Here is a 13,007-nt window from a genome sequence, read left to right as displayed (position 1 = left end):
CTCCGTTGGGTATAAGAGACAGGGCCCGAAGGTGGACGGCGGTGGGGGCCACCGCGGGCCGCGTCACCTCCACGCGCGCGTCCGTGGGGGCGGCGGCGCCCAGTCCCACGGCGAGGCTCACGAGGAGGATGGGGGTCATCGTCATGCGGTGTGCATCCGGGGCCCACAGCATCTCACGCGCGCCGGTCCGAAGCATGGGCCGGCGCGCGTGGGGGGGAGAAGCTCAGCTCGTCTGCGAGTCGCCGCCGGCCGCCGATTCCGCCTCGGCCGTCAGGCGCGCCAGCATCCGCTCCAGGATGCCGAACACGGCGTCGCGGTCATCGGAGCTCATCAGGCTCAGCACGCGCCGCAGGCTCGCGTCCAGGCCCCGGTCGATGCGGGAAAAGACTCTGCCGCCCTGCTCGGTGAGGCGCACGACGACAGCGCGCCGGTCCTCCACGTCGCGGGTCCGCTCCACCAGGCCCATGCTCTCCAGGCGGTCCACCACGCCGGTGATGGTCTTCCGGGTGATGCCCACCCGCAGGGCCAGGACGCCCACCTGCACCGGACCGTCGTTGCCCAGCCACGACAACGCATGCATCTGCGTGGGCGTGAGCTGGAGGTCCTCGCAGATGCCCGCCAGCGGGTTCTTCAGGGAGCGGTAGCGGCTGAACTCAATCAGCAGCTCGTGGAGGCGCCGCGACTCGGGCGTGGAGGCTCCGACGTCTTCCTCCAGCAGACCGTGGCTCTCCTCGGAGCCACCGTCCTCGGGAAGGTCCTGTCCCTCCGCGCCCGGGTCGCCTCGCCGGTTCGCGAGCGCGGCCGGCCTGTCCTCCGGTCGCCGCATCAGGCGGTCTCCACCCGGGCCGCGGCGGCCACGGAAGGCGATTCGGCGCCGTGCTTCGGACCCACCGCGTGCGGCGTGCCGGAGGTCGCGTCCGGACCCTTGCGCCGCTTGAACTTCTCGGTGAGCTGATCCATCAGCGAGTACACCACCGGCACCACGCCCAGCGTGAGGAACGTGGACGTCACCAGCCCGCCGATGATGGTGATGGCCATGGGCGCGCGCGTCTCCGCGCCGTCACCCTTGGCGACCGCCACCGGAATCATGCCGGCGATCATTGCGATGGTCGTCATCAGGATGGGACGCAGTCGCACGGGAGCCGCCTGGAGCAGGGCCTCCGTCGCCGTCTTTCCTTCCTCACGCAGCTGCAGCGTGAAGTCCACCAGGAGGATGCCGTTCTTCACCACCAGCCCCATGAGCATGATGATGCCGATGAGGGCGAACATCGACATGGACTGACCGGTGATGAGCAACCCGCCAATGGCGCCGATGAGGGCGAAGGGCAGCGACATCATGATGGTGAAGGGGTGGATGAAGCTCTCGAACTGCGCCGCGAGAATCATGTAGATGAGGATGATGCCCAGCAGCAGGGCGGAGCCGAAGGCCGCCACGGCCTTGCCCATCTCCTTCGCGTTACCCTCGAAGTCGTAGATGACCGTCTTGGGCAGCTCCTTCTCCGCGTACGCGTTGAGGAAGTTGATGCCGTCGCTCAGCGCGTAGCCCGAGGCCAGGTTCGCCAGCAGGGTGATTTGCCGCTTCTGCGACTCGCGGTCGATCTGCACCGGGCCGTCCGCCGGGGTGATGGTCGCGATGTTGCGCAGCTCCACCAGCTGGCCCGTGGTGCTGCGCACGGTCAGCTTGCCCAGCGCGTCGGCGGAGGCCAGCGTCCGCGACGGCAGGGCCACCTTGATTTCGTACGTCTCGCCACCCTCGCGGTAGTCGCCGAACTTGTCGCGACCCAGGAAGGCGCGCAGCGTGGCGCCCAGCGAGGCCGCCGGGACGCCCAGGCTGGCCGCGCGCTCGCGGTCCACCTTCACGTCGTACTGCGGCTTGCCGGAGCGGTACGTCATGTCCACGTCCACCAGGCCCGGGTTCTGGCGCATGGCGGCCTGCACCTTGTCGGCGGACTTCACCACCTCGTCCCAGTCGTCACCGCGGATGTTGAACTGGATCTGCTGGGTGCGGGCGCCGCCGCCGCCCACGGCCGAGATGTCCTGCACCGTGACGGTGACGCCGCTGCGAGGCTTGACGGCGCCGCGCAGGTACGTCTTCAGCTCGCCCTGGTTGAAGGCGCGGTCCTTGAGCGGCACCAGGTTGATGAGCAGCTCACCCTTGTGCACCTCCTCCTGCACGCCGCCACCGGCGGTGGCGAAGGTGGAGTCGATGCCGGGCAGGGCGCGGACCTGCGCGTCCAGCGCGTCCAGCTCCGCCTGCGTCTCCTGCAGCGTGGAGCCGATGGGCAGCTCCACCGCCAGCTTGATGTTGCCGTTGTCCTGCTCCGGGATGAACGTGAACTTCAGGAAGCCGGCCATGAAGAGGGTGAGGAAGAGCACCGCCACGGCGACCACCAGGGTGATGGCCCGGTGCCGCAGGATGCTGGCCAGGATGTTCCGGTAGCCCGTCTCCGTGGCGACCAGCACCTTCTCCACCGCCGCGGAGATGCCCGTGGGGCTGCCATGGTGACTCAGCATGCGCGACGACAGCATGGGCGTGAGCGTCATGGACACGGCGTAGGAGATGAGCACCGCCACGGCCACCGTGACGCCGAACTGGTAGAAGAACATGCCCATCGTCCCGTCCATGAAGGCCACGGGGATGAACACGGCGACGATGGCGAGCGTCACGGCGAACACCGCGAGCGCAATCTGCCCGGTGCCCACGAGCGCCGCCTCCATGGGCGTCTTTCCCTCTTCCAGGTGACGGACGATGTTCTCGATGACCACGATGGCGTCGTCGATGAGAAGGCCGATGGACAGCGTCAGCGCCAGCATCGTGACGATGTTGAACGTGAAGCCCAGGGCCGCCATGACGGCGAAGGTGCCGACGACGGACACCGGCAGCGCGATGGCGGCCACCAGCGTGGAGTTCAGGTTGCGCAGGAACACCAGCACGATGAGCACCGCCAGGAAGCCACCGAGCACCAGGTCGAACTGCACCGCGGCGATGGACGAGCGGATGAACCGCGAGTTGTCCGTCACCATCTCCGTGCGCACGCCCTCGGGCAGCAGGCTGTTGACCTCGCCCAGGGACTCCTTGATGGACTCGGCCACCTGCACCGTGTTGGAGCCGGACTGCTTGCGCACCACCATCGCCACGGCGCTGCGGTCTCCGCTCTTGGCGCTGGAGCGCGCCTCTTCCGGACCGTCCACCACGTCGGCCACGTCGCGCACGCGCACCGGCGCGCCGTTGGGGCTGGCGATGATGATGTTGCGCAGCTCGTCCACACTCTTGGCCTCGGACGTCAGGCGCACCACGCGCTCACGGCCGCTGTCCATGGTGCGGCCACCCGGGACGTCCAGGTTCTGCGCCTTCACGGCCTGGCTCACGTCGCTGACGGCCAGCCCGAAGCCCCGCAGCCGCTCCGGATCCACGACGACCTGGATTTCGCGCTCGCGGCCACCGACCACGTCGATGCTGCCCACGCCCGGCTGACGCTGCAGGGCCGGCTTCACCACGTCCTCGGCGACGCGCGTCATCTCCTCGATGGGGAGCGCGCCGGACAGCGACAGCGTCATGATGGGCGCCGCGCCGATGTCGAACTTCTCCACCACCGGCGTCTCGATCTCCGCCGGCAGCTTGCTCAGCGTGGCCTGGACGCGGTCACGCACGTCCTGGGACGCCACGTCTACCTTGGTGTCCAGGGTGAAGCGGACGACGATTTGGGACACGCTCTCCAGGTTGATGGAGCGCAGCTGCTCCACGCCGTTGAGGGTGTTGAGCGCCTCCTCCAGCGGATCACTGACGTTCTTCTCCATCGACTCCGGGTCCGCGCCGGGCAGCACCGTGGTGACGGTGACGACGGGGAACTCGACGTCGGGGAACTGGTCCACGCCGATGCGTGGGTAGGCATTGACGCCAAAAACGACCACCGCGAGCATCAGCATCGCGGTGAAGACAGGGCGGGTAATGAATGTCTTGAGCATTCAGGGGCTCCGAACTTGAGAGGGGAGGGCAGGCGTCACTGGACCACGCGGACGGCCGTGCCCTCCTTCACGTCCAGGGAGGAGTCGGCGAGCACGCGCTCGTCGACCGCCAGGCCCTGGAGGATGCGGACGTAACCAGGCAGCACTCGCTCGACGCGCACATCCCGCTTGCGCACCGTGCCGTCCTGCACCACCCACACGAAGCCCTCCTGGCCCCGGGCGCTGACCGCCTGGGTGGGGAGGAAGAGGCCCTTGTCGTCGGCCTCGCCCGCGCTCGAGAAGTCCAGCTCCACCAGGGCGCCGGGGCGCAGCGCCGTGGAGGGCTCGCCGACGACGTCCGCCAGCACCTCCACCGTGCGGTTGGAGGCGTCCACCACCGCGCCCACGACGGACACCTGTACGTCGAAGCGCGCGCCGCTAGGGCTCAACGTGCCCTGCGTCTTGCTGCCCACGCGGACCTTGTCCACCACGGACTCGGGGACCTGCGCGCGGACCTCCAGCCCCGTCGTGTCGACGATGCTGAACACGGGCGTGGAGGGCGTCATCGCCACCGAGTCACCGATGTTCTTCGTGCGGGCCGTGATGACGCCGTCGAAGGGGGCGGTGATGGAGTGGTCGCGCAGCATCTCCTCCGCCAGCCGCAGCCCGGCGGCGGCCTGGGCGGCCTGGGCGGCGGCCTGCTTCTGGCCAATCACGGCCTGATCCAACCCCGCGGCGGCCACCCCGCCGGACTCCGCCACCCGCCGGGTGCGCTCCAGGGAGGACGTGGCCAGCTCCAGCGCCGCGTCCGCCGCCTGCTTCACGGCGCGCGCCTGCTCCACGCTGATGGCGACGTTGGAGGCGTCCAGCACCGCCAGCACCTGGCCCTTCTTCACCTTGTCGCCCACCCGCACGTTCATCTTCGAGATGGTGCCGGTCGCCTGGGGCCCCAGGACCGCCTCGTTCTTCGAGCGGATCTGCCCCGTCACGCGGGTGACGTCGGCGCTCAGCTCCGTGGCCGGAGTGATGGCGCGCACGCCCAACGCCGCGGGACCCGTCTGCTCGGGGAGGGCCGGCTTGTTGCTGGCCTTGCCACAGCCCGTCGTCACCACCGCTGCCACTGCCGCGGCCATCCACATGCGTCGAATCACGGTCGTCCTGCTCCTGCCGGTCACGGGGCGCTTGTCCCCTGGGAGACACTTCCGGGCCGGCTTCTACATGGAAAGTCTGCGGCCCGGAAACTACAGCCTCTGAACTGTCTGTCAAGAGGATACTCCGGAGTGCGGACTATCTTCTCCCCGGCACGTCTAACGGCCGTCCGCCGAGCGGGCAGGAGAAAATGACACGACGCGGTGCGTTCGTCCCCTGGCCTTGGGGAGGGGCGCTGTGTGCCTGGGCGGTGGCGCTTGTGGCACCTGTGGGCCCCTGTTATTGATTCAAGAATCAATCCTTTTGCATCAAGGACACCCCATGCCGCACCCGTTCACCGAGGAACACGAGGCCTTCCGCAACACGGTGCGCAGCTTCGTGGAGAAGGAGATGACGCCGCACGGCCTCGAGTGGGACCGGGCGGGCATCTTCCCCAAGGAGCTGTTCCGCAAGGCGGGGGAGCTGGGCTTTTTGGGCATCAGCCATGACCCGAAGTACGGCGGCAGCGGGCTGGACTACTGGTACGTGACGGTGTTCGCGGAGGAGTTGAGCCGCAGCCTCAACGCGGGCGTGAACATGGCGCTGCTGGTGCAGAGTCAAATGGCCACGCCCATCATCAACGAGATTGGAACGGACGAGCAGAAGCGCGAGTTCCTGGAGCCGGCGCTCAAGGGCGAGAAGATCGCCGCGCTGGGCGTGAGCGAGCCGAGCTGCGGCTCGGACGTGGCCAGCATCAGGACGACGGCGCGCCGGGACGGGGATGACTACGTCATCAACGGCTCGAAGATGTGGATTACCAACGGCACGCGGGCGGACTTCATCACCCTGGCGGTGCGCACGGGCGAGGCCGGCTACGGCGGCATCTCCCTGGTGACGTTCCCCACGGACGTGAAGGGCTTCGGCGTCTCCAAGAAGCTGGACAAGGTGGGCAACCTGTCCTCGGACACCGCCGTCCTCTACTTCGAGGACTGCCGGATTCCGGCCCGCTACGTGCTGGGCGAGGAGAACGAGGGCTTCTACCACATCATGACCAACTTCCAGGGTGAGCGCCTGGTGGGCGCCATCACCACGGTGGCGGGCATGGAGCGGATGATGGAGGACTCCATCCAGTACGGCAACGAGCGCGAGGCCTTCGGCCGGCCGCTGATGAAGTTCCAGGTGTGGCGCCACAAGTTCGTGGAGCACCTGACGGCCATCGAAGCGGCCAAGCGGCTGACGTACCACGCGGTGGACCTCTTCGACCGGAAGGAGAACCCGGTGAAGGAGGTCTCCATGGCGAAGCTGTTCGCGGGCGACCTGGCCCAGCGCGTGGCCTACGACTGCCAGCAGTTCTACGGCGGCATGGGCTACGTGGAGGAGACGACCATCGCCCGCATGTGGCGCGACGTGCGCCTCATCACCATCGGCGGCGGCACCTCCGAGGTGATGAAGGAGATCATCTCCAAGCTCTACGGCTTCTGAGCGCGCGCTCAGGCGCCGTGGCCCAGGCTCAGCCCTTCCAGGGGCTTGGGCCCGCTGTCGAGCGCGGCGTGCATGACGGTGTCGTCACGCACGCCCTCCCACCTGGCCACCACCAGCGTCGCCACCGTGTTGCCGATGACGTTGGTGATGGCGCGGGCCTCGGACATGAAGCGGTCCACGCCCAGCAGCAGCGCCACGCCCTCCACGGGCACCTTGCCGTTGAGCGCCGCCAGCGTGGCCATCAGCGTGATGAAGCCCGAGCCCGTCACGCCCGCCGCGCCCTTCGACGTGAGCAGCAGCACGCCCAGCAGGGTGAGCTCCTCACCCAGCGTGAGGTCCACGTTCACCGCCTGGGCGATGAAGATGGCCGCCATCGTCAGGTAGATGCACGTCCCATCCAGGTTGAACGAGTACCCGGTGGGCAGCACCAGCCCCACGGCGCCCCTGTCGCAGCCCAGCGTCTCCAGCCGCTTGAGCAGCCGGGGCAGCGCGGACTCCGACGACGACGTCCCCAGCACCAGCAAGAGCTCGCTGCGCATGTAGCGCAGCAGCTTCCACAGCGAGAAGCCGGACAGCCGCGCCACCAGCCCCAGCACCACGAAGACGAAGAGGGCGCAGGTGACGTAGACGGCGATGAGCAGCCGGCCCAACGAGCTGAGCGATTCGACGCCGAACTTGCCCACGGTGAAGGCCATGGCGCCGAACGCGCCCAGCGGCGCCAGCTTCATGATCATCCCGACGATGCCGAAGAAGACCTGCGCCAGGTCATCCGACAGGTCGAGCACGCGCTGGCCCATGGGCCCCAGGCGGGTGAGCGCCACGCCCGTCAGCACGGCGATGAGCAGCACCTGGAGCAGCTTCCCCTCGGTGAAGGCCGACAGGAAGTCATGCGGGATGATGTCCAGGAGGAAGGGGATGGTGCCCTGCTGCGACGCGGACGCGCGGTACTGGGTGATGCCAGAGGTGTCGATCTGCGCCGGGTCGATGTTCATCCCCACGCCGGGCTTCAGGGTGTTCACCACCACCAGGCCCACGACGAGCGCCAGCGTCGTCAGGACCTCGAAGTAGATGAGCGCCTTGAGGCCGATGCGGCCCACGTGCTTGAGGTCGCCCATCTTCGCGATGCCCGCGACGATGGTGAGGAAGATGACCGGTGCGATGATCATCTTCACCAGCTTGATGAAGCCGTCGCCCAGCGGCTTCATGGACTCGCCCAGGTCCGGCCGCAGCCAGCCGAGGAGGACGCCCACGGCGATGGCCAGCAGCACCTGGACGTACAGATTCTTCAACCACCGCATCCGCACCCCGCTCTCAGGAGGCCGCGGACTATAGCGCCCCACCGCGGGGCTTCGTTGGCGGCGGGCCGCGTCACTTCTTGCGGAACAGCGCCTCCGCGGCGCTCAGCAGGGTGTCCCGGCGCTCCTTTTCATGGATGCCGCCTTCGCCAATCTGGAACAGCTCACAGAAGTTGGCGCCGTCCTTGTCCTTGGGCACCTCGGCGAAGGGCTCCTTGCACTCCTTCGCCACGCCCAGGTCGAAGTGACGGCAGTTGCGGCAGGAGCGGATGTCCTCGCCGCAGTGGGGACACTCATCACGCCGGCCCACCTGGTTCGCGATGATGTCCAGCCGGTGTCCACAGTGCGCGCAGCCGGGCATGGCCTCCTCCATGAAACGGGGACGCCATTGTGCCAGCGGGCCCCGCTCCGCGGCGAGCGCTCAGCGCTGCGGACTGGGCATCAGCGCCTGGACGTGCTCCGGGGAGGCGGACTCCCGTGCGGCGGCTTCGTGCGCCCCGCTGCCCGAGGCATCGAGCAACTGGTCGTTCAGCCGCTTGAGGAGGAACAGGAGGTACGCGCAGACGGTGGCCAGCGCGGCGATCAGCACACCCACCAACATCCCGCGCTGCCACACGTGCGCCTTCTCCAGGACGGCCCGGCGCTCCGCGAACGTCTTCAGCTGGGCGTCCGCCGCGGCGCCGTCGAACCGGGCCGCGTAGTCCTCCGCCTGGGCGGTGCCGCGCTCCATCAGCCACTGGCCCCGCACCTGGAGGGCGTCCGCGCGGGTATAGCAGTAGGCGGCGCCCCCAGCCGACAGCAGGGAGATGCACAGCGCCGTCATCACGCTCCGGGTCGTGCCCATCCTACGTCCTCCGGACTGGCCGTTGCACGGGCAGCGACACCCGAGACTGCTCCGGCTTCCCGAAGACAGTAGCGGATGCTAGGGAGCCCCCCTGACATGGGCAAGCCCTACCGTCCTAAAGACCACTATTTCCAGAAGGCCAAGCAAGAGGGCCTGCGGGCACGTTCGGCCTTCAAGGTCGATGAACTCATCAAGCGCTTCCCCATGGTGAAGAAAGGGCACGTCGTGCTCGACCTGGGGGCGGCGCCGGGAGGTTTCCTTCAGATACTGGCGGACGCCGTGGGGCCCAAGGGCCGCGTCATCGGCGTGGACATCGTCGCCATCCGTCCCTTCAGCCAGCCCTTCGTGCAGACGGCGGTGCTGGACGTGCTCGCGGACGACTTCGACGCGAAGCTGGCCGGGCTCCATGCCGGCCCCTTCGACGCCGTCATCTCCGACATGGCCCCCAAGACGAGCGGCATCAAGGCCACCGACGAGGCGCGCAGCCTGCGGCTGGCGGGCAAGGCGCTGGAGCTGGCCGCGGCGCGGGGCAAGCCCGGCTCGTCCTTCGTGGCCAAGGTCTTCATGGGCCGGGACTTCGAGGACTTCCGCAACCAGGTCCGCGCCCTCTTCGAAGAGGTGAAGGTGGTCCGGCCGGAGGCCACGCGCGGCGCCAGCATGGAGGTCTACCTGGTGGGGCTTCGCCGCCGCGCGCCAGAGGCCCCGGAGGCGAACTGACGTTCATTGTGGAACGTTCGGGTGTCCAGCTGTGTCTAGAGTGCCGACATGCACCGGACCCCCTGGACCCGCGCACCCTTCGTTCGCTTCTGGTTGTTCGCCCTGCTGCTGCTGACCTCGCCCGTGCTGGGGCAGGGCAAGGCGCCGCCTTCGTGGAAGGCCATCGACGCGATGGTCGACGCGCAGAAGCTGGAGGCCGCCGCCCAGGCCGCCGAGGCCCGCCTGGCGCGGGCGAAGGCCCAGGGCGACGAGGCCGAGTGGACGCGCGCGCTGGTGCGCACGGTGCAACTGCGCACGGGCCTGCATGGCTACGAGACGGCGGTGCGCTTCCTGCGCGAGCAGCCCTGGCCCAAGGGCGCGTTGCCTCGCGCGACGCTGAACCTCTTCTACGCGAACGCGCTCGTCACCTACGCGCAGGCCTACGGCTGGGAGGTGCGCCAGCGCGAGGCCGTGGCGTCCTCCGGGCCGGTGGACCTCAAGGCGTGGACCTACGCGGAGATTCTCACCGAGGCCCAGCGGGCCCACGAGGAGGTGTGGAAGCAGCGGCAGCAGCTCGGCGGCGAGCCCCTCAAGGCGCTGGCCGAATACGTGAAGCCCAACACCTACCCGGCGGGGCTGCGCTCCACGCTGCGGGATGCCGTGTCGTACCTGCGCGTGTCCCTGCTGGCGGACAGCTCGCACTGGCCGCCCGAGCAGGCCCATGAGGTGTACCGCCTGGACCTGGGCGCGCTCCTGGAGGGCACCCCCAAGGCGACGCTGACGGACCCCGGCGTCCATCCGCTGGTGAAGGTGGCGGCGGTGCTCGGAGACCTGGAGGCATGGCACCAGTCCGCGGGGCGGCGCGAGTCGGCGCTGGAGGCCCGGCTGCAGCGCTACGCGGTGCTGCACCAGCACTTCACGGACACGGCGGACCGGACCCGCATCCGGCGGCACCTGGCCGCCTTCCTGCCCGCGTTCCGCGACGTGCCCTGGTCGACCATGGGGCAGGCGCAGCTCGCGGAGCTGGAGCGAGCGGCGGACCACACCGTGCGTGCCCATGCGCTGGCGAAGGCGTGCGCGGTCACGCACCCCAACTCCCAGGGGGCGGGGCGCTGCCGCGTGCTCATCAAGGCCATCGAGGCGCCCGAGTTCAGCATGGGGGCCCTGGCGTCGGACGGGCCGCGCCGCCGCTCCGTCGAGGTCACCCACCGCAACGTGTCCATGCTGCACTTCCGGGCGTACGCCGTGGACCTGGAGAAGCGGCTGGCCCAGGTGAAGGACTACAGCCTCATGCCGGAAGGCGCGCAGCTGAAGGCCCTCATGAAGGGCCAGCGGCCGGTGGCCACCTGGAGCGTGCCGCTGCCGAAGACGGAGGACTTCCGGGAGCACCGCACCTTCGTCACGCCGCCGCTCACGGACCGGGGGACGTACGTCATCATGGCCTCCGCGCACGAGGACTTCCGCGCGACGAACAACCGCATCATCGCGGTGTACCTGACGGTGACGCCGTGGGTGATGGTCACGCGGCCCTCGAAGGGGAGCCTGCTGGAGGTGCGGCTGGTGAACGGGGACACCGGCGAGCCCGTGCCGAAGGTCCCCCTGCGCCTCATCCGCGTCGACTACAGGCAGGGCTTCAAGGAGGCGGCGCGCGTCCTCTCGGACGCGGACGGCGCGGCCACCTTCGACTCGGTTCCGGGCGAGGGCTACCGCAACTTCGTCCTGGTGGCCGGCACCGGGCGGGACGCGCTGCTGCACCCGGGCCAGGTGCCGTTCTACGTGCGCCATCCGCGCGCGGACACCGATTCGGCGCTCGTCTTCACCGACCGCGCGGTGTACCGGCCCCAGCAGAAGGTGCTGTGGAAGGCGGTGGCCTTCCGCGGACAGGGTGAGCAGGCGCGCTACAAGACGCTGGCGGGCCGCACGCTCCAGGTGACGCTGGTCGACCCGAACCACCAGGTGGTGGAGTCCCGGGAGGTCCGCACCAACGACTTCGGCTCCGCCGCGGGCGAGTTCACGATTCCCACCGGCCGGATGCTGGGGGCGTGGGCCGTGCGCGTGAGCGCGGGCGGCCGCGCGGGGATTCGCGTGGAGGAGTACAAGCGGCCCACCTTCGAGGTGACGCTGAAGGACGCGAAGGCGCAGCTGCGCCTCAACCGGCCCGCGACGTTCCAGGGCGAGGCCCGCTACTACTTCGGCATGCCGGTGACGTCCGGCTCCGTGCGGTGGCGTGCGTACCGCGAGCCGGTGCTGCCCTGGTGGTGGTGGGGCCCGCGGTCCGGGAGCTCGCAGCGGCAGGTGGTGGCGACAGGCACGTCGCCGCTGGGCGCGGACGGGGGCTTCACCATCGGCTTCACGCCGGAGGCGGACGAGCGGTCCGCGGCCACGCCGGGGCTGACGTGGAGCTACCGCATCGAAGCGGACGCGACGGACGAGGGCGGCGAGACGCGCTCGGCCAGCCGGGCCTTCCGGCTGGGCTTCGTCGCCGTGGAGGCGCGCGTGGACCTGGACACGGGGTTCCTCCGCGAGGGCGTCGCGGCCGAGGTCCGGCTGACGCGCTCCACGCTGGACGGCGCGCCGCAGCCGGGCGCGGGCACGTGGCGGCTGGTGGCGCTGAAGCAGCCCGCGCAGCCCCTGCTGCCCGCGGAGGAGCCCTCCAGCCTGACGGAGTCCAAGGACCCCGAGGCGGTGTTCACGCCCACGCCTGGAGACACGCTGCGTCCCCGGTGGTTCGGGTCGTACTCGCCGGAGTCCACCTTGCGCGGCTGGACGGACGGGGCCGAGCAGGCGACGGGCTCGGTGCGGCACGACGCCGAGGGCCTGGCCGTGCTGAAGCTGCCGGCGCTCAAGGCGGGCGCGTACCGGCTGCGCTACGAGACGACGGACGCGTTCGGTCAGACGTACACCGTGGGGCGCGAGCTGCTGGTGGCCGGGAAGACGACGCCCCTCGCGGTGCCCGCGATGCTGGTGGCCGAACGGGAGACGGCGCGGGTGGGCGAGGTGGTGCGGCTGATGGCCGTCTCGGGCTTCAAGGGGCAGCCGCTGCTGCTCGACATCTACCAGGGAGAGCGGCGCATCTCCCGGCGCGAGCTCACCGCGGGCCAGTCTTCCGGCGTGGTGGAGGTGCCGGTGACGGCGGAGCTGCGCGGCGGCTTCACCGTGGCGCTGTCCACGGTGCGTGACTACCAGTTCCTGCTCTTCTCGAAGTCCATCTTCGTGCCATGGGACGACAAGGAGCTGCAGCTGGAGTTCGCCACCTTCCGCGACACGCTGCGCCCGGGCGCGAAGGAGACGTGGCGCGTGACGGTGCGCGGGCCGAAGGGCGCGAAGGTGGAGGCGGGCGCGGCGGAGCTGCTCGCGTACATGTATGACCAGTCGCTGGATTTGTTCGCGAAGCAGACGCCGCCCAGCGTGGCGTCGCTGTATCCCCAGCGGCACGCCTACGTGGACCTGCGGCCGTCGGTGCGCCTGGGCGACACCCGGTGGGTGGTGAACACGCGGTATGGCGAGGTGCCGAGCTGGTCATCGCCCGAGCCGGACGCCTTGCGCTTCGAGGAGGCCTTTGGCGTGGGCGGCCCGGGCGGGCGGAGGCTGCGGCAGATGGTGCGCGGTGGGATGGG

General features: G+C 69.6%; 9 protein-coding genes and 1 pseudogene. 3 read left to right on the top strand and 7 right to left on the bottom strand.

From position 1 onward, the window contains the following. The 4 genes and pseudogenes from G4D87_RS21845 to G4D87_RS21830 form a co-directional block, all read right to left on the bottom strand. A pseudogene (locus G4D87_RS21845) lies at positions 1 to 196 on the bottom strand (hypothetical protein); the annotation flags it as partial. Positions 197 to 223: 27 nt separating this feature from the next. Continuing rightward, positions 224 to 826 carry a MarR family winged helix-turn-helix transcriptional regulator gene (locus G4D87_RS21840; RefSeq protein WP_163783999.1) on the bottom strand — a complete coding sequence of 201 codons (603 nt, stop codon included), beginning with the start codon at positions 824 to 826 and terminating at the stop codon, positions 224 to 226. Next, the gene (locus G4D87_RS21835) at positions 826 to 3,966 is read right to left on the bottom strand and encodes an efflux RND transporter permease subunit (RefSeq protein WP_163783998.1); all 3,141 of its coding nucleotides are present in this window, start codon (positions 3,964 to 3,966) and stop codon (positions 826 to 828) included. The genes G4D87_RS21840 and G4D87_RS21835 overlap by 1 nt, the downstream gene beginning before the upstream one ends. A 35-nt stretch (positions 3,967 to 4,001) precedes the next feature. Next, a complete protein-coding gene (locus G4D87_RS21830) occupies positions 4,002 to 5,120 on the bottom strand; it encodes an efflux RND transporter periplasmic adaptor subunit (RefSeq protein WP_163783997.1) in 1,119 nt (372 codons plus the stop codon). A 295-nt stretch (positions 5,121 to 5,415) separates the two neighbouring features. Here G4D87_RS21830 and G4D87_RS21825 point away from each other — a divergent pair, with 295 nt between their 5' ends. After that, positions 5,416 to 6,555 carry an acyl-CoA dehydrogenase family protein gene (locus G4D87_RS21825; protein ID WP_163783996.1) on the top strand — a complete coding sequence of 380 codons (1,140 nt, stop codon included), beginning with the start codon at positions 5,416 to 5,418 and terminating at the stop codon, positions 6,553 to 6,555. Between the two features lie 8 nt (positions 6,556 to 6,563). Here G4D87_RS21825 and dctA read toward each other — a convergent pair whose 3' ends face one another. The 3 genes from dctA to G4D87_RS21810 form a co-directional block, all read right to left on the bottom strand. Further along, on the bottom strand, positions 6,564 to 7,853 hold the full coding sequence (gene dctA, locus G4D87_RS21820) for a C4-dicarboxylate transporter DctA (protein WP_205507675.1): 1,290 nt from the start codon (positions 7,851 to 7,853) through the stop codon (positions 6,564 to 6,566). 70 nt (positions 7,854 to 7,923) lie between these two features. Next, entirely contained in the window at positions 7,924 to 8,211 is a 288-nt protein-coding gene (locus tag G4D87_RS21815; RefSeq protein WP_163783994.1) for a hypothetical protein, read from the bottom strand. Positions 8,212 to 8,271: 60 nt separating this feature from the next. Next, on the bottom strand, positions 8,272 to 8,694 hold the full coding sequence (locus G4D87_RS21810) for a hypothetical protein (protein WP_163783993.1): 423 nt from the start codon (positions 8,692 to 8,694) through the stop codon (positions 8,272 to 8,274). Between the two features lie 75 nt (positions 8,695 to 8,769). Here G4D87_RS21810 and G4D87_RS21805 point away from each other — a divergent pair, with 75 nt between their 5' ends. Together G4D87_RS21805 and G4D87_RS21800 are read left to right on the top strand one after the other, a co-directional pair. Next, positions 8,770 to 9,411: an SAM-dependent methyltransferase gene (locus G4D87_RS21805; RefSeq protein WP_163783992.1), complete on the top strand. Its 642-nt coding sequence runs from the start codon at positions 8,770 to 8,772 to the stop codon at positions 9,409 to 9,411. 48 nt (positions 9,412 to 9,459) lie between these two features. Beyond that, positions 9,460 to 13,007, top strand: a 3,548-nt coding sequence (locus tag G4D87_RS21800) for an MG2 domain-containing protein (RefSeq protein WP_240358481.1), incomplete at its 3' end; no start/stop codon positions are given.

This window comes from Myxococcus vastator (assembly GCF_010894475.1).
In the GTDB taxonomy this organism is placed as follows: domain Bacteria; phylum Myxococcota; class Myxococcia; order Myxococcales; family Myxococcaceae; genus Myxococcus; species Myxococcus vastator.
The sequence above is the reverse complement of the archived record's forward strand: the minus strand, read 5'-3'. Positions and strand labels throughout refer to the sequence as shown.

Excerpts from the sequence above, each read along its gene's own strand:
- G4D87_RS21815 (WP_163783994.1), bottom strand. The coding sequence starts at position 8,211 with ATGCCCGGCTGCGCGCACTGTGGACACCGGCTGGACATCATCGCGAAC.
- G4D87_RS21825 (WP_163783996.1), top strand. The coding sequence starts at position 5,416 with ATGCCGCACCCGTTCACCGAGGAACACGAGGCCTTCCGCAACACGGTG.
- G4D87_RS21810 (WP_163783993.1), bottom strand. The coding sequence starts at position 8,694 with ATGGGCACGACCCGGAGCGTGATGACGGCGCTGTGCATCTCCCTGCTG.
- G4D87_RS21805 (WP_163783992.1), top strand. The coding sequence starts at position 8,770 with ATGCTAGGGAGCCCCCCTGACATGGGCAAGCCCTACCGTCCTAAAGAC.
- G4D87_RS21840 (WP_163783999.1), bottom strand. The coding sequence starts at position 826 with ATGCGGCGACCGGAGGACAGGCCGGCCGCGCTCGCGAACCGGCGAGGC.
- G4D87_RS21835 (WP_163783998.1), bottom strand. The coding sequence starts at position 3,966 with ATGCTCAAGACATTCATTACCCGCCCTGTCTTCACCGCGATGCTGATG.
- dctA (WP_205507675.1), bottom strand. The coding sequence starts at position 7,853 with ATGCGGTGGTTGAAGAATCTGTACGTCCAGGTGCTGCTGGCCATCGCC.